Source organism: Flavimarina sp. Hel_I_48, from assembly GCF_000733945.1.
GTDB lineage: Bacteria > Bacteroidota > Bacteroidia > Flavobacteriales > Flavobacteriaceae > Leeuwenhoekiella.
Map to the genome: position 1 here is coordinate 2,028,207 of NZ_JPOL01000002.1, position 21,862 is coordinate 2,050,068.

Annotated in this window: 18 protein-coding genes; 6 read left to right on the top strand and 12 right to left on the bottom strand. The window is 39.7% G+C overall.

Going from position 1 to position 21,862, the window contains the following annotated elements; all coding sequences use genetic code 11:
* The first annotated feature begins 251 nt into the window (after positions 1-251).
* Positions 252-1,412 (top strand): P1 family peptidase, encoded by a 1,161-nt coding sequence (locus P162_RS08960; protein ID WP_031426981.1) that lies wholly within the window; start codon positions 252-254, stop codon positions 1,410-1,412.
* Between the two features lie 411 nt (positions 1,413-1,823).
* On the opposite strand, the gene P162_RS08965 is transcribed toward P162_RS08960, so the two are convergent.
* From P162_RS08965 to P162_RS08975, 3 genes are all read right to left on the bottom strand, one after another.
* The gene (locus P162_RS08965) at positions 1,824-2,552 is read right to left on the bottom strand and encodes an FKBP-type peptidyl-prolyl cis-trans isomerase (protein ID WP_031426982.1); all 729 of its coding nucleotides are present in this window, start codon (positions 2,550-2,552) and stop codon (positions 1,824-1,826) included.
* Positions 2,553-2,635: 83 nt separating this feature from the next.
* Positions 2,636-4,000: an acyl-CoA dehydrogenase family protein gene (locus P162_RS08970; protein WP_031426983.1), complete on the bottom strand. Its 1,365-nt coding sequence runs from the start codon at positions 3,998-4,000 to the stop codon at positions 2,636-2,638.
* A 70-nt stretch (positions 4,001-4,070) separates the two neighbouring features.
* Positions 4,071-5,174 carry a M23 family metallopeptidase gene (locus P162_RS08975; RefSeq protein WP_051908044.1) on the bottom strand — a complete coding sequence of 368 codons (1,104 nt, stop codon included), beginning with the start codon at positions 5,172-5,174 and terminating at the stop codon, positions 4,071-4,073.
* A 167-nt stretch (positions 5,175-5,341) separates the two neighbouring features.
* On the opposite strand from P162_RS08975, the gene P162_RS08980 reads away from it, so the two are divergent.
* The 3 genes from P162_RS08980 to P162_RS08990 all read left to right on the top strand — a co-directional run bounded on the left by P162_RS08980 (position 5,342) and on the right by P162_RS08990 (position 10,067).
* Positions 5,342-5,833, top strand: coding sequence for a very short patch repair endonuclease (locus P162_RS08980; protein WP_031426985.1), 492 nt, complete (start codon positions 5,342-5,344; stop codon positions 5,831-5,833).
* A gap of 345 nt (positions 5,834-6,178) precedes the next feature.
* Positions 6,179-7,165, top strand: a complete 987-nt coding sequence (locus tag P162_RS08985; RefSeq protein ID WP_031426986.1) for a ribonucleotide-diphosphate reductase subunit beta — start codon at positions 6,179-6,181, stop codon at positions 7,163-7,165.
* Positions 7,166-7,469: 304 nt separating this feature from the next.
* Positions 7,470-10,067 (top strand): ribonucleoside-diphosphate reductase subunit alpha, encoded by a 2,598-nt coding sequence (locus P162_RS08990; protein ID WP_031426988.1) that lies wholly within the window; start codon positions 7,470-7,472, stop codon positions 10,065-10,067.
* A gap of 134 nt (positions 10,068-10,201) precedes the next feature.
* On the opposite strand, the gene P162_RS08995 is transcribed toward P162_RS08990, so the two are convergent.
* The 4 genes from P162_RS08995 to gdhA all read right to left on the bottom strand — a co-directional run bounded on the left by P162_RS08995 (position 10,202) and on the right by gdhA (position 17,047).
* A complete protein-coding gene (locus P162_RS08995) occupies positions 10,202-12,604 on the bottom strand; it encodes a TonB-dependent receptor (RefSeq protein WP_031426990.1) in 2,403 nt (800 codons plus the stop codon).
* Positions 12,605-12,608: 4 nt separating this feature from the next.
* Entirely contained in the window at positions 12,609-13,325 is a 717-nt protein-coding gene (gene recO, locus P162_RS09000) for a DNA repair protein RecO (protein WP_031426991.1), read from the bottom strand.
* Positions 13,325-15,595: a two-component regulator propeller domain-containing protein gene (locus P162_RS09005; protein WP_031426992.1), complete on the bottom strand. Its 2,271-nt coding sequence runs from the start codon at positions 15,593-15,595 to the stop codon at positions 13,325-13,327. Before P162_RS09005 ends, recO begins: the two co-directional genes overlap by 1 nt.
* Before the next feature lie 108 nt (positions 15,596-15,703).
* Entirely contained in the window at positions 15,704-17,047 is a 1,344-nt protein-coding gene (gene gdhA, locus P162_RS09010) for an NADP-specific glutamate dehydrogenase (protein WP_031426993.1), read from the bottom strand.
* Positions 17,048-17,253: 206 nt separating this feature from the next.
* On the opposite strand from gdhA, the gene P162_RS09015 reads away from it, so the two are divergent.
* Positions 17,254-18,066: a THC0290_0291 family protein gene (locus P162_RS09015; protein ID WP_031426994.1), complete on the top strand. Its 813-nt coding sequence runs from the start codon at positions 17,254-17,256 to the stop codon at positions 18,064-18,066.
* Between the two features lie 67 nt (positions 18,067-18,133).
* On the opposite strand, the gene lysM is transcribed toward P162_RS09015, so the two are convergent.
* On the bottom strand, positions 18,134-18,631 hold the full coding sequence (gene lysM / locus P162_RS09020; protein ID WP_031426995.1) for a peptidoglycan-binding protein LysM: 498 nt from the start codon (positions 18,629-18,631) through the stop codon (positions 18,134-18,136).
* A 222-nt stretch (positions 18,632-18,853) separates the two neighbouring features.
* On the opposite strand from lysM, the gene P162_RS09025 reads away from it, so the two are divergent.
* Complete coding sequence (locus P162_RS09025) at positions 18,854-19,843, top strand: NAD(P)H-dependent glycerol-3-phosphate dehydrogenase (RefSeq protein WP_031426996.1); 990 nt, start codon at positions 18,854-18,856, stop codon at positions 19,841-19,843.
* Positions 19,844-20,233: 390 nt separating this feature from the next.
* Here P162_RS09025 and P162_RS09030 read toward each other — a convergent pair whose 3' ends face one another.
* The 4 genes from P162_RS09030 to P162_RS09050 form a co-directional block, all read right to left on the bottom strand.
* Positions 20,234-20,419, bottom strand: a complete 186-nt coding sequence (locus tag P162_RS09030; protein WP_031426997.1) for a hypothetical protein — start codon at positions 20,417-20,419, stop codon at positions 20,234-20,236.
* Between the two features lie 10 nt (positions 20,420-20,429).
* Positions 20,430-20,723 (bottom strand): type II toxin-antitoxin system RelE/ParE family toxin, encoded by a 294-nt coding sequence (locus tag P162_RS09035; RefSeq protein WP_035916968.1) that lies wholly within the window; start codon positions 20,721-20,723, stop codon positions 20,430-20,432.
* Positions 20,717-20,938 carry a hypothetical protein gene (locus P162_RS09040; protein ID WP_031426999.1) on the bottom strand — a complete coding sequence of 74 codons (222 nt, stop codon included), beginning with the start codon at positions 20,936-20,938 and terminating at the stop codon, positions 20,717-20,719. Before P162_RS09040 ends, P162_RS09035 begins: the two co-directional genes overlap by 7 nt.
* A 527-nt stretch (positions 20,939-21,465) precedes the next feature.
* Positions 21,466-21,861, bottom strand: coding sequence for a hypothetical protein (locus tag P162_RS09050; RefSeq protein WP_031427002.1), 396 nt, complete (start codon positions 21,859-21,861; stop codon positions 21,466-21,468).
* Between the last annotated feature and the right edge of the window lies 1 nt (position 21,862).

Sequence of the window (21,862 nt, forward strand, 5' to 3'; positions counted from 1 at the left end):
TTTAACTCTTAAGAGTCTCTAGATTTCTTCGTTTTTTTTATTAATAGAGTTATTAAGTTTTAAAATTAGTAAAATCTATTTTAGAAGGTTTTACAGTTTATATGCAATTATTAAAAGATACTACTATCAATTACTTTAATACGAAACGAGTACTTCCGCAATTTTAATAAGATGCTTAAGATTATATTCGTAGAACATTAATAAAAGGAACTTTACTCTTATCTGGTTATTGCTTCTTTAAAACAAAGATTTTGAAAAACATTTTAACGATAATATTTCTTACCCTTTCAATTTCAATTTATTCTCAAGAACCAAGAGCACGAGATTTAGGAATTCAATTTGAGGGAACTACAGGAAAATTTAATGCAATAACTGATGTTGAAGGTGTTTCTGTGGGGCATTCAACCATTATTTCAGGAAGCGGAAAAAACGAATTAGAAAAAGGACCTATTCGAACTGGAGTAACCGCAATATTTCCAAGTGGAAAAAAGAAAAAACCTTTATATGCAAACTGGTATAGTTTAAATGGAAACGGAGAAATGACTGGAACGACTTGGATTACAGAATCCGGTTTTTTAGAAACACCTATAATGTTGACTAATACATTTAGCGTAGGAACAGTAAGACAAGCAACTTTGAAATGGATGGTGGATACAGTCTGGAGTGATGAAGATTGGTGGTGGGCATTTCCAGTTGTTGCAGAAACTTATGACGGATTTTTGAATGATATCTACGGATTTCAAGTGCAAGAAAAAAATGTTTTAGAAGCTATCGAAAATACCACCAACAAGGAAGTTGAAGAAGGTAATGTGGGTGGTGGAACTGGAATGATGAGTTTTGGATTCAAAAGCGGTATTGGAACGTCTTCTCGAATTTTAAAATTTCCAGATACGACGTATACAGTTGGAGTTTTAGTGCAGTCAAATTTTGGCGATAAAAAACGATTTAGAATAGATGGCGTCCCAATTGGAAAGGAATTAAAAGACACATTGGATATCGAATACAAAGAACAACCTGAATCAAGAAGGCAAAATGGAGATGGTTCTATAATAGTTATTGTCGCTACTGATGTGCCATTACTTCCTTATCAGTTAAAAAGAGTTTCGCAACGAGTACCAATTGGAATTGGAAAATTAGGAGGAATTGGAGCAAATGGTTCAGGAGACATTTTCATCTCTTTTTCTACCGCAAATCAAGGAGCGTACATTCGAGAGGGAAAGACTTCTGTAGTAACAATCTCAAACGATTGGATGAATGATGTGTTTGAAGCTACAATTCAAGCAGTAGAAGAAGATGTAATTAATGCTATGGTTGCAGCCGAAACAATGGATGGGAATAATGGAAATAAAGTTTATGCATTACCACACGATAAGCTTATTGAAATAATGAAAAAATATAATCGAATAAAATAAAGGGGTGCCACAATTGCTATCAGTAATTTTTTGTTCTCGATTATTTCTAAAATCCTCGCGGATGTTTAGTCTTGTATGTACTTGCTAAGTTAAAGACTAACTTACGAAACTCCTTAACGCTGAGTCGTTGTAGATTTACAACAATACGATCACTCGAAGAAAACCTATAAAAATAAAGTCTAGCATACCATACTTGTCAAATAAATGAAAAAAACTCACAAAACAGGGATCAACGATTATAGTAAATCCTTAATAGGGAAGTTCGGGATTTGACAATAAGAAGATATAAATAAAAAGGCTCTACCTGCCAAAGCAAGTGAGCCCTTTTTATTTTTGTAAATTACCATTAGAAGCCTAAAGTGTTAATAGCTGGCATCTTAATGGCCGCAAAGATCAATTTGAGATTAATCCTTATTCTGAATCTTTAATATCTATTAATTCTACAGTAAACATAAGTGGTTCACCGGGACCAATTTTAGGGGCAGATCCTTGCTGACCATACGCAAGATCAGAAGGAATGTAGAATTCATATTTAGCACCTTCTTTCATTAACTGAAGACCTTCTGTCCAACCCTTGATTACTTGATTCACACCAAAAGTAGCCGACTGGCCACGCTCGTAAGAACTGTCAAAAACAGAACCGTCTATTAACTTACCTTCGTAGTTCACTTCCACTTGATCTGTTGCTGATGGAGTGGCGCCGGTTCCTTCTTCAAGAACTTTGTATTGTAAACCACTATCTGTAGTTTGAACACCTTCTTTAGTTGCATTTTCTTTCAAGAAAGCTTCTTCTTTGCCTTTATTTTCTTCGGCTTTTGCTTGCTGTTCTTTTTGTTGTCTTTCGCGCAATTGTGTATCAAACTTTTGCATCACTTGCTGCATTGCTGCTGGTGGGATATCCACGCTGTCAGTAAGTGCAGTGCGCACGCCCTGAACGTAGACATCTACATCAAAAAACTGTTCTGGGTTGTCCCCTAAAGCTTGTTTAAATTGTGCTCCTGTGTTAGCACCTATGATATAGGAAACAGAATCCTTGAACGTTTTTAAGTCGGCATCGCCGCTTGATTGCATTTTAGAATCATTGCAATTCACTAAGGTAAGCGCTACGGGTAACGCTAAAAATAATTTATTAAATTTCATTTTATATTTTTATGATTTTCACATGCAAATAACGGCATATTAAAACACCTATAAAAATCTTTTACAATCAATTGTAATTAGGATTAGCTAACAAATGCACTATATCCTGTAATTGCCCGTCCTACAATAAGCGTATTGATCTCTTTAGTCCCTTCGTACGAGTAGATTGCTTCGGCATCAGCGACAAAGCGGGCCACATCATATTCAAGCAGGATCCCGTTGCCGCCCATTACTTCCCGTGCGCGACTTACAACGTCACGGGTGCGCATAGAGCAGAACACTTTAGCAAGGGAGGCATGCTCATCTTTGAGAATATCGCCATCCTGCATTTCTGAAAGCCGAAAGCAAAGTGTTTCCATAGCCGTAAGGTTTGCCACCATTTCCACGAGATGGTTTTGAATAAGCTGAAAACTGGCAATAGGCCTGCCAAACTGCTCCCTTTTCTTTGTGTATTTTAGTGCAGCTTCATAAGCGCCCCGAGCACAGCCCACCGCTTGCCAGGCAACGCCCGCGCGTGTCATGCGCAATACTTTTGCAGTGTCCTTAAAGGAGTTCGCATTCTGTAGGCGGTCTGTTTCCGGTACGCGGCAATCGGTTAAGGTGATGATGGCATTTTGCACGGTGCGCAACGCCATTTTATCTGGCATTTTTTCGGCTTTAAAGCCGGGATTTTCCTTGCGTACAATAAATCCTTTCACGCGGTCAGAATCCACATCGCGGGCCCAGATAACCGTCAGGTCAGAAAAAGTGGCGTTTCCTATCCATTTTTTCTGGCCATTAAGTACCCATTCCTCACCTTCTTTTTTACAGGTCGTGCCCATGCCGCCGGCCACGCCAGATCCCACTTCGGGTTCTGTAAGGCCAAAAGCACCAATTTTTTCAAACTTCTGCATCTTCGGAAGCCATTCCTGTTTTTGTTCCTCACTTCCACAGAGATAAATAGAACCCATGGCAAGCCCGCTATGTACTCCAAAAAAGGTAGAGATCGATACGTCAACCCGGGCAAGTTCCATCGCGAGAATCCCTTCCATCAGAAATGATTGATCAGGGCAGCCATATCCTTTATAGGCGATACCACAAACGTTGAGTTTTGCCATTTTAGGGATTATATGGTGCGGAAATTCTGCTTTGTTCCAGTATTCATTTGCAATAGGCTTAACTTCTTCTTCCATGAAATTGCGCATTTTCATCTGTATTTCGCGCTGTTCTGGAGTTAATTTGAGTTCCAGATTATAAAAATCGCCGTCTATGGGAGGTAATTTATGCTGCCCTTTTTTTGACTGTGTCTTTAGCATTTTCATGAGTCCGCCCAGCTGACGATCGTCCAGGTTGCCTACTGCAGCCATCACCTCAGAAAGGTCTACCTTTTTGGAAAGTTTGGTCAGGGCATCAAGATCTACATGCTTGAGCAGATTTATGGTATTTTTTACTTTTGAAAATAGCGACATCGATTGAATATTTTGAGATAAATTTTATTAAATATAGGCAGTTTTGAGAAACCCTTTGACCAAAACAATGTTAATTGGTCAGATCCCTCAATAGGCTCTGGTGAATATAGGCACTTTGATCTTGCCGAGTGCGTATATGATACCAGTCGGTTGTCTTTCCTAAAATTTTTAAAGTATCGTCCCGTTTGGCCTGTCCCAATTTTTCCGCTTTGGCGAAAGCAGAAGCCCTAATATTAGCAATGGAGGAAGTAACCACACAAAATTGCTTTGTAGTTTCATTTTTTGCTGAAGGCACGGGGGCGATCCCTTCAAAAACGTATGGCAACGGATTAATAGCGCCACGCCCACGCCGATAAATACCAAAATGTAAATGCGGCGGCGTGGTACGCGCATTGCCGGTATTGCCTACGAGACCAAGCGTGTCACCTCTTTTTACACGCTGACCGGGTGAAGCAATAATGCTGTCCAGATGGGCGTAATAGAGCGAATTGCCAAAAATGCCAGAGCGCAACCACACTTGTTTGCCGCCCAGCCCGCGGTTGCCCGTAGAACTCACCCTGCCATCACAGGCGGCAAGAACCGGCGTACCACGATCTGCAAAAATATCAAGCCCTTCATGGCTACGCCTGCCACCATCGCGGTTTGCCCCCCAGAAGCTCTGTATGGCCGCGTTCCCTTTTTCCGCTACGGGAAAACTATAGAGCGGCGTGCGATAGAGGAGAAGGTTGAACGTGGTAGAAGCTTGAATTTCTGGCTGAACCACGAGTTTATAATCTCCGGTTTCTTTTACTGTAAACTGAATTTGATTTTCATTGGGCAGGTTTTCGAGTTCCAGTTTTAAAGGATTAAGAGAATCTCCTACGGAACGAAAAAGTGCCAAAAACACCTTATTTTTAACCGAATCTGCCTGAATTTCGGCAGAAAAGCGCTCTCCCTGCTGCAAATGCAAATTATATCCCGCAGCGGTAAAATTATTTTGCCAAAAATGACCAGACTCCACGTAAGGCAGTTTTACTAAAACACTGTCTTTTTTTGCCAATTCAAACGCCCGTTCCCAGCGATCAGATTGTGTGGAGTCGTTTTCGAGTTCGCGTTTGTAGACTTCCCTGGCGGAAGGATTGGTAATAAAATCCTTCGCTTTGGTAATTTCCTTACATGCTAAAAAGGTCAGCATAAGAAAAAAAATAAAAAATAGATTTTTAAAATTCAAGGCGGTTTTTCATCAAAAACTGCACGAATTATGCCAGTTCCTGGCTAAAATTAGGCGAATTAGGAGCCTTTTTTACCGGTTTTAACGATTTGTTGACAGCCATTATAGTGCGAACCAGGTTATTTTTAAACATGGCAAAAGAATATGATGAAAAACCTATAAAAGTCCCGCGCTTCAACGAAGCGGGTGGTTTCTACACCACACCGCGGCGCTCTAAACTGATGAGCAAAATAAAGGGCAAAAATACAAAGCCAGAGTTACAACTGCGAAAGGCGCTGTGGGCGGCAGGTTTTCGGTATCGTGTGAACAGTAAATATTTGATCGGTAAACCGGATATTTCGATCAAAAAATACAAGACTGCAATTTTTATTGATGGGGAATTTTGGCATGGCTACGACTGGGAGAATAAAAAATTGAAGATCAAAAGCAACCGGGATTTCTGGATCCCAAAAATTGAACGCAACATGCAACGCGACCGGGAGGTCAATGCAAAACTTGAGGAAATGGGCTACACTGTTTTTAGATTTTGGGCTAAAGATTTAAAAGATGATCTTGAAGCCTGCGTCAATCAGGTCATTACACATTTTGAGAAAAGCACCAGGCTTGTAAACGGTACAAAGTAGACTATAAATTGTCTTTTTTTACAAAATTTTTAATTTATATAATACACATTCTACACGCCATAAAACCAGCTACAAGGCACTTACAAACCACCTTATTTCCTACTGTTGAAAAGTTCGCTCGCAGCCCATTGAGATTGACTTTTTGGGGAACTTTTCATTTTTTTTGAAAGTACAAAATATTAATAATCAATAAATTAAATAAATTTTTTGGTTAAGTAGGAATTGCCCTATGTTGAAAACTTTGTTGAAAACGAAAAGGCTTTTACCCTCTGATTGGTCTTATTTTTTTCCATATTTGTTAGTCCCAAATAACACCAAATTAACCACACGTAAACCCCTAAGACTATGAGTAATGCAGTAGAGCCCATTTTGCAGGAAAACAAAAACCGGTTTGTAATTTTCCCTATTCAACACCATGACATCTGGGAATGGTACAAAAAATCTGAAGCAAGTTTCTGGACCGCAGAAGAAATTGACCTTCATCAGGACCTTACCGACTGGAAGAATAAACTTAATGCAGATGAGCGCTATTTTGTAAAGCATATTCTTGCTTTTTTTGCCGCTTCAGACGGTATCGTAAATGAAAATCTTGCCGAAAACTTCGTGAACGAAGTACAATATTCCGAAGCTAAGTTTTTCTACGGTTTCCAGATCATGATGGAAAATATTCATTCAGAAACGTATTCGCTACTTATTGATACGTACGTTAAAAACGATGAAGAAAAAGACGGTCTTTTTAATGCCATTGAAACTTTCCCGGCCATAAAGAAAAAGGCAGATTGGGCTTTAAAATGGATTGAAAGCCCCAGTTTTGCTGAGCGTTTGATCGCTTTTGCCGCTGTGGAAGGTATTTTCTTTTCTGGCGCATTTTGCTCTATTTTCTGGTTAAAGAAACGTGGTCTTATGCCTGGTCTTACCTTTTCTAATGAATTGATCTCAAGAGACGAAGGTGTACACTGTGATTTTGCGGTTCATTTGCATAACCACCACCTGATCAATAAAGTACCTAAAGACCGCATTCGTGAAATTATAGTGGATGCGCTTAATATTGAGCGTGAATTCATTACGGAGTCACTTCCCAGCAGTCTTATAGGCATGAATTCTAAACTGATGACCCAGTACCTGGAATTCGTTACAGACAGGCTTCTTGTTGAGCTTGAATGTGAGAAAGAATACAACGCGACAAATCCATTTGACTTTATGGATATGATTTCCCTGCAAGGAAAAACCAACTTCTTTGAAAAACGTGTAGGAGAGTATCAAAAAGCGGGTGTTGCCAGTGGTAGCGGTGGTCAGGAAGGTCAGAAAATCAGTTTTGATGCCGATTTTTAAGTTGAAAATTTGGATGAAAATGCCTTAAAATTGACTGTTTTGGTTGAAAATAACTCAAATCCAGCATTTATTTTAAAGATTCTCGTTTTTAATTTAAAACTATAATGTCACTTCGAGTGTCCCGATTTTTATCGGGATGTATCGAGAAGTCTGCTGATAAAATTAAAATCTGATAAGAGATACTTGTCGATACGTTGTCTCCCCCGCTATCGCTATGGAAAACAACTACTCGAAGTGACATCGACCTCCATAATTGTAGCATGCTTATACTATTTTAACCCCATAATCATTAAAACAAAAACCCATGTACGTACTTAAGAGAGACGGCCGCAAAGAGCCCGTAATGTTTGATAAAATCACCGCCCGCATAAGAAAGTTGTGCTATGGTCTAAACCCACTGGTAGACCCGGTTAAAATTTCAATGCGCGTTATTGAAGGGCTTTATGATGGTGTAACAACAAGTGAACTTGATAATCTTGCGGCAGAGGTTTCTGCGACCATGACTACTTCACATCCTGATTATGCAAAACTTGCCGCGCGTATTTCGGTGTCCAACCTTCATAAAAACACAAAAAAGACCTTTAGCGAGGTCATGACAGACTTATATGAATACGTCAACCCACGTACGGGCAAAAAAGCCCCGCTGGTCGCAGACGATGTTTATAAAGTGATGATGGAAAATAAAGAAGAACTTGATTCTTCTATTATTTATAGTCGGGATTTTGGGTACGATTACTTCGGGTTTAAAACTTTAGAGCGCTCTTATTTATTAAAATTAAACGGAGAAATCGCTGAACGGCCACAGCATATGTTGATGCGCGTTTCTTTGGGAATTCATTTGGATGATCTGGAATCTGTAAAGGAAACCTACGAATTGATGTCTAAAAAGTATTTTACCCACGCGACCCCCACGCTGTTTAATTCGGGTACACCAAAACCGCAAATGTCTTCCTGTTTTCTTCTTGCCATGCAGGACGATAGTATTGACGGGATTTATGATACGCTAAAGCAAACCGCAAAAATCTCTCAAAGCGCGGGAGGAATTGGCCTTTCTATTCACAATATTCGCGCTACAGGTGCTTATATAGGTGGTACGAATGGAACTTCAAATGGTATCGTACCCATGTTGCGCGTGTACAATGACACCGCACGTTATGTAGATCAGGGCGGTGGTAAACGTAAAGGCTCTTTTGCTATGTACATAGAGCCATGGCATGCTGATATTATGGATTTTCTTGATCTTAAGAAAAACCACGGTAAGGAAGAAATGCGCGCCCGCGATTTGTTTTATGCCATGTGGATTCCAGATTTGTTTATGAAACGTGTGGAAGAAAACAGCACCTGGACGCTTATGTGTCCCAATGAGTGCCCGAACCTTTTCAATATGCACAGTGAAGAGTTTGACGCCAAATATCTTGAATACGAAGAGGCTGGAAAAGGCCGAAAAACCATAAAAGCACGCGAACTTTGGGAAAAAATACTCGAATCTCAAATTGAGACCGGTACGCCATACATGTTGTATAAAGATGCGGCCAACCGTAAATCAAATCAGAAAAACCTGGGTACGATTCGATCTTCAAATCTTTGTACAGAGATTATGGAGTACACAAGTCCTGATGAGGTTGCAGTGTGTAACCTCGCTTCCATAGCGCTGCCCATGTTTGTAAAAGATGGCGGTTTCGACCATAAAGAACTGTATAAGATCACTAAGCGCGTGACCAAAAACCTGAACAGGGTAATTGACCGCAATTATTACCCCATTAAGGAGGCTGAAAATTCCAATATGCGCCACCGTCCCGTAGGTTTGGGAATCCAGGGACTTGCAGATACGTTTATAAAATTACGTATGCCGTTTACCAGCGACGAGGCAAAGAAATTGAACGAAGAAATTTTTGAAACCCTTTACTTTGCTGCCGTTACCGCTTCTATGGAAATGGCAAAAATAGAAGGCCCGTATTCAACTTTTGAAGGTTCGCCTATTTCGAAAGGGGAATTTCAGTATAACCTTTGGGGAATTACCGATGAAGAACTGAGCGGAAGATGGGACTGGAAATCGCTTCGTAAAGAAGTGATGGAACATGGTGTTCGTAATTCACTACTTGTTGCGCCTATGCCTACCGCGTCCACTTCACAGATTCTAGGAAACAATGAAGCTTTTGAGCCTTACACGTCAAACATTTACACCCGTAGGGTTCTTTCTGGTGAATTTATCGTTGTAAACAAGCATTTATTAGAAGATCTTGTGGCTTTAGACTTATGGGATGAAGATTTAAAACAAGCGGTAATGCGTTCTAATGGTTCCATTCAAAATATAGATATCATTCCAGATAATCTTAAGGAACTGTACAAAACCGTATGGGAACTGAGCATGAAAGATATTATTGACATGTCTCGTCATAGAGGCTATTTCATTGATCAATCCCAATCGCTTAACCTATTTATGGAAAATGCCAATTATTCTAAATTGACCTCCATGCACTTTTACGCCTGGAAAAGCGGATTAAAGACAGGAATGTACTATTTACGTACAAAATCTGCCGTAGATGCCATAAAATTCACTTTGAAAAAGGAAGAAAAGGCAGTACTTCCACAACCGGAAGAAAAAGTATCAATGCCAAATCCAGAGGAACAATCCGTATTGCCGCAACCGGAAGTGCGATCAAATAGAATGGCTGCGCGTGCCGCGAGAACATTAGAATCTAGCGTTCCAAAACCTCCGCAGCAAGAGCTGTTTGTTGAAGAGCCTGAATTGGCTTATGAAACAGCATCCGTTGAAAAGCCGGCAGCAAAAGCCAATTCTGAAGTTGATACCACTCCCATGAGCGCCTCAGAAATGAAAGCGATTATCGCCCAGGCAAAAGAAGCTGAAGGTGATGACGACTGCTTAATGTGCGGTTCATAAACCGAAAGATCAGGTTTGTTTAAATAAAAAATGTCCCATGCATTTAAAACGTATGGGACATTTTTATTGTCAAAATATTAGAATCTCAATTGTGATTCTAGATTTTTCAGTTTTTTATACTGTGCTGGTGAAAATTAAAAACCAACCTTCACCGCAACGATAAAGTTACGTCCCGGAGCAGAAATCCCGCTAGAGTAGGGACGATACCGTTGATCAGTAATGTTTTCGAGTGCGGCGGTAAGCTGCCAGGTTTGATTCAGTTTGTATTGTGTAGCAAAATTAAGCGTGTACCAGCGTGGTGCATAAGGATCACCATCCGCATTGAGCGCGTAGAGATAGGAATTGCCCACTTGAGAAGGCGCCAGCTCATCAGCATTAAGTTGGCCATTATATTCCGCGAACGCGTCAAATTTTAAACGATCATTTTTCCAAACGAGATGTGTATTGCCAAAGAGGGGCGCGGCATGACGTAAAGGTGCGGTACTGCCATCATCTTCTTCCTGACTGCCCTCGATAATATTAATCTGTGAACTTAAATTCATGTTTTTATTGAACAGGATGTCTACGCCCGCTTCTAATCCTACAACCTTTGCAGAAGCCGCATTTTGAATGGCCTGCACGTTACTGGGTTCTCCCTGATAATCAATCAAGGTCTCACCGCCCAGATTAAAGTCGCGTCGTACCAGCGCATTGTCAAGATAGGTGTAAAACCCTGCGAGATCAACTTTTACTACTTCTTCAAAATTGAGGTTTAAGCCTATTTCATAGTTATAGGCATATTCTGCTTTAAGGTCAGGATTAGGCACCACAACCGAACCAGGTTCGCTGTCAAAAATTTTACCCACATCATCAATATTCGGTGCCCTGAAGGCGGTAGAAACATTAAAACGCCATCCCAAGATCTGACTTGCCTGCCAGTTTAAACCTAGCGAACCGGTAAGATTACCGGTATTGATATCTGCATTTGAAAATGGAAAATCATAAAAACGATCATCAAAAGTGGCATCTACCAGTACCTGATCGTACCGTAGGCCAGATTGCAGGTTCATGTTTTCCGCAAGATGGAATTGACCGCTTACATACGCTGCGGCAGATTGCCAGGTGGAGCCATCAGGATACCGTGAAGCATCAGGAATGCTCGTGTTATCAAGAATATTTGTCTGTTTTCCGCTGGAGCTTACATCATTAAAAACATACTCCAGACCGTAAAAAAGCTGATGTTTGCCTAGTTCTTTAGTAAAATCAAGCGCTGCGGAATAGGCGTCAACCATCTCTTCGGTCTCAAAAAGTATATCATCGCCAAAGTTGCGATCGTGACGGCTTTCTTCAAAATTTTGAAAGGCAACGGTTAGTTTGGCTTTATCATAAAGCGGTCCGTAGCCTTTTTTATCTATTTGGAAATTAGAAAAAAACCAGTTTTGAGGACCATAATACCATTCCGCGGAGCGTAACTGATCACCGCGCTTTCTGGTAAGGCGATCGTAACGGGAATAGTTTGAAGTGGTGCTGTAAATCACGCCGAGGTTGTATTCCCAGGTTTCATTAGGCATAAAACGCACTTTTTGCATCAGGTTGAGTTGGTCAAAACCGGTGGGCACCTGTACATTGGGGTTGTCGTTTATAACCTGAACATCTTCGCCATTGATGCGGTCTACATAATCTGGACGTAGATAGTCTGCCGGACCGTGCGCGCCCATGCGCAGATCATCGTAATCAGAATAGCTTGCGCTTGAAAAAAACGCCCACTTTTTTGTACCGAAATTAAAATCGACATGGCCGGTTTTTTCCTCATTTGCGGTAGAATATCGTGCTACGGCATTACCGCTTAAAAATTGATTATTTCCGGTGGAAAACTGAGGTTTTGTAGTATAAAAGTTTATCACTCCGCCTATCGCATCACTGCCATAAACCACAGAACCGGGGCCCAAAATCACCTCGGTATGATCTAAGGCAAAAGGATCAATATTGATGACATTCTGCAGATTGCCCGAACGAAAAATCGCGGTGTTCATACGTACTCCATCTACGGTAAGGAGCAGGCGATTTGTTGAAAAGCCGCGTATCATGGGGCTGCCACCGCCCAGCTGACTTTTTTGCACATAAACCTCCCCGCTATTTGAAAGAAGGTCTGCCGCCGTTTGTGGATTCCTGAATGCGATCTGCTCTGGTGTAATCGTATTTATCTTATGGGAAACCACCTCTCTATCCTGTTCAAACTTAGCCACAGAAAGTATTACTTCCCCCAGTTGATTTTCATCAGAATCGAGTAAAATTTGACCATTTTTAGCCATTATTTGGGCTTTTGTGGTCGTTTTTGGGCGGTGTGAGATGTGCGTAATAAAAATGTTTTCGTTTTCCTCAAAGTCTGAAAGATCTACATTGCCCTGGAGATCGCTAACTGCTGAGGTGTTTTTTTCGGCATTAAAAAAAGCGGCATTGCTTATGGGTGTTTTGCTGTCACTATCTATTATTTGTACGGTCTGGGCCTGAACAAGTGATCCAATAAAAAAGAAGAAGAGTAGTAAGGTTTTGAACATAAAGTTAGTTGAATAGGTTGGTAAGCACGCTAAGGGATTTAGGTTTTTTAAAACCCTGAATATGCAAATGATAATAATCAAGAAGCATGTCCATAAATGCCGCGCGGCTTTGCTGGTTGAGTTTTAAAGTATGTAAGGTGTCAAATTTAGTTTTTAGTAATTCCTTAAGCAAGGATAGATTTGCCGGTGAAATGCTATATACGTCAGGATGCGCTTCAAATTGCCCGGTCTGTAGATTGAACTGTTCTTTATCCATATGGGAACTATCAGGGTAAAAGCCCAGGTATTTTGTAAGTTCCAGAAGAAAGAGCAGATGAAAATTAGCAGCACGTTCTTGATGGTCCAGCCATAAAAAAGCATGTTCAAGAAAATGATAAAGGGGAAGGTTTTCTTCTTCTTCCATGACTGAACTGCGTATTATTTCAGATAGAAAGAGTACGATACTCGTTTTTGTAATATCAGTATGCAAACTTTGATAGGGGTGCAGGACTTTAGCTTCGCGTATGCTCTCAAGCGTGCCTTTATTTTTATGGTTTGCAACAATCTCGAGTTGCATGGCTGGCTGAAACATGGCGGTGCGCAAATTTCCTTTTTTAGACTTTAAAATGCGCCTTAGAAGATAGGATTTGAGTCCGTCGCTACGTGTATAACATTTTGCGATCAAATCTGCCTCACCATATTTTAGGGCAGAAATGACGATGGCGGGAGTAGTAACCAGCATTAGCGTATGATCATTATTTTTGCAATTTTCGTTTCAGAAGCATCGCTTGAGGTTACCAGAACCAGGTAAACGCCCGTTGCTACTTTATGTTTTCCAAATGCAGTTGTATCCCATTGAATACTTCCCCCTTCTGAAACTTCTTCATAAACAAGATTTCCGGTGATGTCTGTGATTTTTACATTAGCGCGTTCGGTAAGGCCATCTATGGTCACCTGCCCTGTAAATTGTGGTTTTACGGGATTAGGGAAAGCGCGTACTGCCTCGAGATTGTCTGCTGCGGCAACTGCACTACCTGCATAAGAGACAAGCCCTTGTGGGGTGGCAAAAAACACTTCGCCACTCTCATCATCAATACTGATAGCACTTATTGTATTAGACGGTAATGGGGAATTTGAGGTGTTGAACTGCAGCAAAGTTTCCTGTCCATTTGACGAAAAATAAAAAACACCGTTGCTTAGCGTGCCCACCCATTTATTATTAGACCCATCCACGGCTATACTCTGTATGGATTGCTCATTTAAAAGTTCTACCGGAATATCATTTTCAAGGATGACGATCGTACTGGTCTGTACCTCGGGGTTTTCAAAAACCTGGGCAGGGCCAAAGAGTAAGCGCAGACCGGCGGTGGTTCCTATCCACAACGTACCGCTGTTGTCTAAGGCGAGCGCACGTATATCATCTGAGGGTAAATTAGCTTCTTCCTCGCCGGTAAGCTTAGCAAAGTTTTCATTTACGGGATTGTAAGCGATCAAACCCGCTTTGTCAGAACCAAAATACACATTGCCCTGACGATCTGTTACCAGTTGAGTATAGAAAACTTCATCAAAATTTGGTACGATTTCCTTGATCGAAAAACCGGTTATGTCGTTCCCAGATTTTCTAGCAAGCGCATTTTCAACCAGTGTATTGGTCATCCACAAATTTCCGTTTGAATCAAAGGCCGCACCATTAATACGCACATCAGTTGGGTTTACGGGGAGATCGCTGAGACCGCTGTTTGTTTCATCAAAAAGCTGGGTAGCGATACCTTCATTAATCTCCAGCAATCCAGAATTAAAGGAGCTTAAAAAAACCTCTTCCGTATTCTCCGGATTTATAGTGATATTCACCATATTATTGGCATTGCGTGCATCCTGGTAAGAACTGTTTTCCCAGCCAGACTCTTGTCGCAAATGGCTAAAACCACGACGCTTCAATGGGTAGGGATTAAAAGAATTGCTATAATCGCCATAAACCACCCATAATTCACCGGGTATCGCTTCAATTGAAAAAGGATCGTTGCGCAACGGGCCATCTGGCAAAACCTGCATCAGATCCTGAGCGGCGGACAGGCTGGTCATCAACAAACCACTTTCAGAACTTCCTATAAAAAGCAAACCTTGCGTAGAAAAAGCGGTACTATAACTTCCCGGATACTGTTCATTTAATGCAATACTGGCGGTCTCTCTACCCGTACTGTCATAGGCATAAACCCTATTTGTAAGGGTGACCGTAAACCCGGTTCCGCCAGAAGTAAGCCGTAGCGGTCGGCTAGGATATTGGGAAAGTGTAGTGAAGGTGGTGCCATTGAGAACATTGAGCGTATTGTTTGCATCAACAGCATAAAGGCGGTCTGCGCTACTTACAATTCCCAGCCAGTTTCCATTAGAAATAGGTGACCAGTTCTGAAAGTCAATAAGATTTTCATCCTGTACAGAAGCACGTCTCAGCCCGCCCTCTTGAGTAGCAGCGTAGATAAAAGAACCGGAAATTGCCGTTTGACGTACGTGTAGCCTTCCGCCAGCGGCGCCAATAAAATAGGAATCATCAAACTCCAGCCGTTCAATATTATATAAAGAGATCCCAAAATCTGTACTTATATATAAGAGTCCATTATTTTCCAGAAAATGATTGATCTGTTTTTCGTTAGGGGGGATAGAATTTTTATTGACGATATCCACAACGGTAAGGACGTCCCCATTATCCTGAACTACATCAAAAAGTCCAGAAGCGTAGCCCACGAAAAGTGCGCTGGCCTGATCGCTGTAATAAATTGCTGAAATGGTCTCACCAGAAAGCCCTTCAATCGTAGACAATGTTGAAAGTTCATCAGTAGTGGCATCATATGAAAAAACCGAATTCTGGGCCGCTGCATATACCCTCCCGTTGCCGTACGTTATATCATTGATGCTGGTGTATGAGAAATAACCCTTCCAGCTGTCAGAATAATCCTGTGCACTTGCACTAAGCACAGTGAGAAAGACAAAGGCCAGAAGTAATTTCTTTATCATAGAGCTTAATATTGCTTACATAACGTTCAAAAGTACGATTATTGTCAAATAAAAAGGGTCTTCGTGCGGAAGACCCTTTTTTGGTATTTAATAGTTCTGAATAGCTTGCTATACGATTCCCTGTGCCAGCATGGCATCGGCAACTTTTACAAAACCGGCGATATTTGCACCCTTCACATAATCAATATGTCCATCCGCATCTTTGCCATGCGATACACAGGCATTGTGAATGTCATACATGATCTCATGTAATTTTTGATCTACCTCTTCTGCAGACCAGTTATACCTCAAACTGTTCTGGGACATCTCAAGTCCAGAAGTTGCGACACCACCCGCATTTGAAGCTTTACCAGGTGAAAATAAAATTTTAGCCTTTTGAAATACTTCGATAGCTTCTGGAGTACAGGGCATGTTTGCTCCTTCTCCCACACTCATACAACCGTTCTTTATAAGCTGCTCCGCATCTTCTTTCTGAAGTTCGTTTTGTGTAGCACAAGGAAGTGCAATATCACACTTGATTCCCCAAGGGTTTTCACCTTCATGATATTCAGCATCGGGATATTTATCAAGGTATTCTTTGATCCTTCCGCGGCGTACATCTTTGATTTCTATAATATGAGCCAGTTTATCAGCATCTATACCCTCTTTATCATATATAAATCCGCTTGAATCTGACATGGTAACCACTTTGGCGTCAAGCTGAGTTGCCTTTTGCGCAGCGTATATGGCGACGTTTCCTGAGCCTGAGATGACCACGATTTTCCCGTTCATGGTTTCCCCTTTCTCATCAAGCATATATTTAGTGAAATAAACATTGCCGTAACCTGTAGCTTCTGGACGTATTTTTGAACCACCATAGCTCAGTCCCTTACCGGTAAGGATACCCGTAAATTCATTGCGTATGCGTTTATATTGACCGAACATAAATCCAATCTCGCGACCGCCCACACCTATATCCCCGGCGGGTACGTCTGTATTAGGTCCTATATGTCTATACAGTTCTGTCATAAAACTCTGGCAGAAGCGCATAATTTCCTTATCTGATTTTCCTTTAGGGTCAAAGTTTGAACCCCCTTTCCCGCCGCCCATAGGCAAACCGGTAAGGCTGTTTTTAAAGACCTGTTCAAAACCAAGAAACTTCAATATACTTAAGTTCACAGACGGGTGAAAACGTAAACCACCTTTGTAGGGACCTATAGCTGAATTAAATTCTACCCTATACCCTTTATTTATTTGAGTTTCCCCCTGATCGTCTACCCATGGCACCCTAAACATGATGGTACGCTCTGGTTCAACCATACGTTCTAATAATTTAGCATTTTGATATTTTTTATTTTGCTCAATAAAGGGAATCACCGTTTCTGCCACTTCATGAACTGCCTGTAAAAATTCGGGTTCATTAGGATTGTTTATCTTAACAGAGTCGACAAAACTTTTGATGTTATCTGTCATTTGTATTGTATTAAATAATTGAAAATTAATTGTTCAAATTATAATGTAAATATATATAATATTAAATTTTAGTAACTTAAAATTTTCATATTCTTAAAAAGATAGCATAATTTTAAAAATACCCTTTTACAAAAACATATATAATCACCCTTTTTTAAAAAACCTTAAAACTTTGTTATATTTGCAGGATATAGAAATCTAAATTAATGAAAAATAAGCGTTTCATACTCTTTTTTCTGTTTTTTGTCGGTGTTTTTTCCCGTTCAGATGGTCAATTTATATTTGGTTTCTCTAATGAGATAGGCGTAGGTGCAGGTCCATTACTATTTCAATCTGATTTTGGACTTAGAAATAATATTAATACAAATATAAATAATGTGGGTTTAGGGGTTGCCTTAATGCATTATATGAACTTTGCCTATCGTTCTGATTGCAACTGCTATTCTCGAGATGTTTACTTTAACGACCATTTTAAGATACGCAATGAAATAGATTATCATTATACTAAATTGAGCCACGAAGGGCCAGAATCTAAAAAAGATAGTGATAAAGGACGTGATCTGCGCGATCACAAAGGAACATCATCTGTAATTGAAATAGGTAGCCAGGTAGAATATTTCCCATTGAGTGTAAGGGATTTTCAGGCGGGGGCGTTTTTAATAGCTCCTTACATTTCCCTGGGTGTTCATTACGTAAGCTACCAGCCAGGATATTCTTCAATTCAGGATATACCCGGCATCCCGCCTGAAGATGCTTATTTTGATCGTTTTTTAGAAGGTACGGGCAAGTTAGGGGGCATTGATGACTCGGCTGGTCATACCACGGCAATTACCGGGAGTGTGGGTTTCAGGTTTAAAATAGGCATTCTAAGTGATCTTAATTTTGAATTACGTCATCACCGCTATTTTTCGAACTGGGTTGACGGACTCAATCCTGATGTAGCTGCTTATCCTCCCAATAAATATGATGACTCTATTGTATGGCTTCAGGTAGGATATATATATTATCTTAATTTTTAAAAAAAAAGCACAAAAAAAGGGCTAAAACCGACGGTTTTAGCCCTTTTTTTATAAAAATTGTAGAAAATTAATCCAATTTAGGGATACGAAGTACCTGTCCTGGATAAATTTTATCTGGATCTTTGAGCATGGGTTTGTTAGCTTCAAAGATTACAGGGTACTTCATGGCATTGTCATAATGTGCCTTTGCGATTTTACTCAGGCTATCTCCAGATTTTACGGTATAAAATTGAGATTCTGGTTCTGTCTGATCTACGCTCATTTGATCGTCTACCTGTGCAATACCTTCCACATTACCGGTAACAAGCACTACTTTTTCTTTAGTACTTTGATCTTTGGCTTTGCCTTTTACGGTAGCGGTGTCTCCCATTATGCTGACGGAAAGATCTTCAACAGAGAGGCCCAGATCCCCTATTGTTTCTTCTAATGCGGCAGCTGCTTTTTTGTTAGCTTCCTCTCTGGCGGCGACTTTTGCTGTAGCGTCTTCTTTAGCTTCCTGCTCATCGGTTTTGCCTATGCCGAATACTTTTGCACCAGCGTTTTTAATAAATGAAAATAATCCCATTGAATAATTTTTTTAGTTGTTTTCTTGAAAGATGAAAGTACGAAATAATGCGGGCTCTTCACAATTACCCCTTTTAAATGTATCTTAATGTTTTAGGTCACACGCTTTACGATCGAAGCCGATTCTTCTATTCCTAACACATATTTTCCAATTTTTTCAATTCCAGGGCAGACTCCTAAAAAAGCATTATTTTTGGCCTGAATCGATAATTTTTAGTTTGAAATGGCAATTAAATTTGGTGTAATAGGAGGTGGGAGCTGGGCAACGGCAATTGTAAAAATGCTTTGTGAAAACCTGGATGAAGTAGGCTGGTATATGCGTAACACCTATGCGATAGAACATCTTAAAAAGGAAAAACACAACCCAAATTATCTTAGTGCGGTAGAATTTGACATGGTCAAACTTAAGCTGAGCAATGATATTGATGAGATTGTAAATTATGCAGATTATCTCATTTTTGCCGTTCCATCCGCTTTTGTGAGCAAAGAACTGGAAAAGCTTACCGCTTCATTGAAAGACAAAGTGGTTTTTTCTGCCATTAAAGGAATCGTTCCCGAAAGCGGAAAAATCGTAGGCCAGCATTTTCATGATAAATACGATATTCCGTTTGAAAATATAGGGGTGCTCAGTGGTCCCTGCCATGCGGAAGAAGTTGCACTGGAGCGTCTTTCTTATCTTACCCTTGCCTGCACCAGCGAAGAACATGCAAGTGTGGTGGCGAGTCATGTTAGCAGCGATTATATCAAAACCAGCCTGAGCGATGATACCATAGGCGTAGAATATGCCGCAATGCTGAAAAATATTTATGCCATTGCCGCAGGGATTGCCCATGGTCTCGGTTATGGCGATAATTTTCAAAGTGTGTTGATGAGCAACGCGATACGGGAGATGAAAAAATTCATCAAAAAAGTCCATAAAATGAAGCGGAATATCAATGATTCTGCCTATTTAGGGGATTTATTGGTTACCGGTTATTCTGTTTTTAGCCGAAACAGAATGTTTGGTAATATGATTGGGAAAGGATATACCGTACGTAGCGCCCAACTAGAAATGAGCATGGTTGCCGAAGGATATTATGCCGCCGAAAGTGCCTTTAAACTCAATCAGGATTTAGGTGCAAAAACTCCTATTATTGATGCGATTTATGAGATTTTATATAAAGGAAAAGAACCGAAAAAGGTGTTTTTAAAGCTAACGGATAAGCTGGATTAGAGCAACTATTTGGTATTTTAAAAAGTAGATTCTAATGCTTCAAATAGATTAACTGTACTGAGAAGTTTGTCCAGACAAATTAAAAATCAAAAAAGATCGAATATAAAATCTTTGATCAAATCCCAATTTTTTAAAATAAGAAAATAGGTCATTGAGAAGACTAATGTAATTAGAATCATCCTCTTTCTCTTTTATAAGTAAATCATAATTAGATTTTCGGAAAATAATTTAAACTGAATTCAAAAATCATGCTTCGAGTTTTTGAATGTTGTTTCATATTATTATATTAACAATTGCAATGGAGTATTTAATACTTTTTTTACAGGCAGACGTTCTAAAGGGTAGCTGCAAACCATTATGCTGAGCCTTTCTTAAAGATTGTTATTGCACTTATTCTTCTTCATAAAGTTTGATTACAAAATTACCTTTGTTCTTGTCTTTTTCTTTAGAAGGATAATCTTTTAACGCCCACATCAAATCAAGGAAAGCATAAAAGCGATCCACGGGCTGGAGTTTTAAAAACTCTTCCTGTTGTATGCGGTTACTTTCTTCTTTTGTGCGGAAATTGATTTGCATAAAGTGCTTATTAATACTTTAGGGGCTCCCTTTTTGTATGGCGTACGCGTATAATTCTGATTTCTTGTTCCGTAACTTGATAGGCAACCCTTAAGCTATACTTTTCAAAAGCCCTGATATCTCCATTATTGTTACTGCGATACATATCCAGCGGATAAATTTCAGGGTTTTCTGCAAGTGCCTCAACCATTTCAAAAATAGAATCACGCACATTTATTGCAGACTCTGACGAAGTTTTTTTGATATAATTGTAATGTTCATTCAAATGAATTAAAGCTCCTTTTCGCCAGACCACTTTTACCATTTGCTGGCTATTTTTTTAGCCTCATCATGAGTATAAAACTCACCGCGTTCAATCTCGGATATGGCATCATTAAGGTCTTTATTGTACTCTTCAATTGTATCGCGTCTGACCGAAAGTCCATTTTCTAGGATTTCTTCAAGTTTATCCATAACATCGAGTTCTTCCACCTTAAAAAGCTCTTGTATAAATTTATATTTTCGCGCTTGTAGGTTCATGTGTTTACTTGTTTTCTGAAATAGATATGTTGTTTAAGGTAATTTCTCAAAAACAACATTTAAATAATATCAGTTTATGATATAAATATAATAATTATATCCATTCTTTTCTCTAGAACATCTTTTGATGCTCAGTAACTTTCAACTAAGAATTTTTTCAAATTTTTGAAGTAAGGGAAGGTTTTAATATAAGTAAATCCGCATTCTCTTGAATATTTCTGTAAAAACATCTTGTAAAATTACAACAAGATTGAATTTTATAAAATGAACATTTTGAACGGTCCAACATTCTTCAAGAATAGGTAAAAGAATTACCAGAATAAAAGCGGGAATAATTATTCCAATCAAGTTTATTTTAAGATAAAAATATAATCGTTTTATATTTTCATGCTGTAATTCCTCATTTAACACCTTTTTGGAACAAAAAAAGGATAATAATAATTGAAAGGAAGTCAGTACAGATTTCTTAAGTATTTAAAAAATTTGTACTACTTTATAAAGTATAAGTTTTCTATTAAATTATAATCCTACTCTGCCAGAATCCCAGGATCGCCCATCACAGGTAAGATACTAAGGTTTTTCTCATTTATTGAATTGGCCGGGAAAATAAAGGTACGTTCATATAAGGTCCCATTTAGAAAAAAAGTGACTGCAAACTCATTGTTTAGCGCTAACAGGCTATCTTCAATAAATTCAATTTTAGCAAAGGATTTTCCCGGTAATAGATCCAGTTTATGGCGCATGGTGCTGGTCTTCTTAGAGTCACCGTGCCCTTTTGCGACAATAAGCACAATTTCCAGAGGGTCTTCTTTTGCGTTAATGAGGTACACGTTCCACTCTTCCTGAAGGTGCTCTTCGTTAAAGGTTTTCCGTGCAGCGATATATACATCGCTCACTTTAGGTATTTCAATATCTTTTTTCACG

Excerpts from the sequence above, each read along its gene's own strand:
- P162_RS08990 (WP_031426988.1), top strand. The coding sequence starts at position 7,470 with ATGTACGTACTTAAGAGAGACGGCCGCAAAGAGCCCGTAATGTTTGAT.
- P162_RS09015 (WP_031426994.1), top strand. The coding sequence starts at position 17,254 with ATGAAAAATAAGCGTTTCATACTCTTTTTTCTGTTTTTTGTCGGTGTT.
- P162_RS09005 (WP_031426992.1), bottom strand. The coding sequence starts at position 15,595 with ATGATAAAGAAATTACTTCTGGCCTTTGTCTTTCTCACTGTGCTTAGT.
- P162_RS08995 (WP_031426990.1), bottom strand. The coding sequence starts at position 12,604 with ATGTTCAAAACCTTACTACTCTTCTTCTTTTTTATTGGATCACTTGTT.
- P162_RS08970 (WP_031426983.1), bottom strand. The coding sequence starts at position 4,000 with ATGTCGCTATTTTCAAAAGTAAAAAATACCATAAATCTGCTCAAGCAT.
- P162_RS08965 (WP_031426982.1), bottom strand. The coding sequence starts at position 2,552 with ATGAAATTTAATAAATTATTTTTAGCGTTACCCGTAGCGCTTACCTTA.
- lysM (WP_031426995.1), bottom strand. The coding sequence starts at position 18,631 with ATGGGATTATTTTCATTTATTAAAAACGCTGGTGCAAAAGTATTCGGC.
- P162_RS08985 (WP_031426986.1), top strand. The coding sequence starts at position 6,179 with ATGAGTAATGCAGTAGAGCCCATTTTGCAGGAAAACAAAAACCGGTTT.
- P162_RS09030 (WP_031426997.1), bottom strand. The coding sequence starts at position 20,419 with ATGCAAATCAATTTCCGCACAAAAGAAGAAAGTAACCGCATACAACAG.
- P162_RS09025 (WP_031426996.1), top strand. The coding sequence starts at position 18,854 with ATGGCAATTAAATTTGGTGTAATAGGAGGTGGGAGCTGGGCAACGGCA.
- P162_RS09040 (WP_031426999.1), bottom strand. The coding sequence starts at position 20,938 with ATGAACCTACAAGCGCGAAAATATAAATTTATACAAGAGCTTTTTAAG.
- P162_RS08980 (WP_031426985.1), top strand. The coding sequence starts at position 5,342 with ATGGCAAAAGAATATGATGAAAAACCTATAAAAGTCCCGCGCTTCAAC.
- recO (WP_031426991.1), bottom strand. The coding sequence starts at position 13,325 with ATGCTGGTTACTACTCCCGCCATCGTCATTTCTGCCCTAAAATATGGT.
- P162_RS08975 (WP_051908044.1), bottom strand. The coding sequence starts at position 5,174 with ATGCTGACCTTTTTAGCATGTAAGGAAATTACCAAAGCGAAGGATTTT.
- P162_RS09035 (WP_035916968.1), bottom strand. The coding sequence starts at position 20,723 with ATGGTAAAAGTGGTCTGGCGAAAAGGAGCTTTAATTCATTTGAATGAA.
- gdhA (WP_031426993.1), bottom strand. The coding sequence starts at position 17,047 with ATGACAGATAACATCAAAAGTTTTGTCGACTCTGTTAAGATAAACAAT.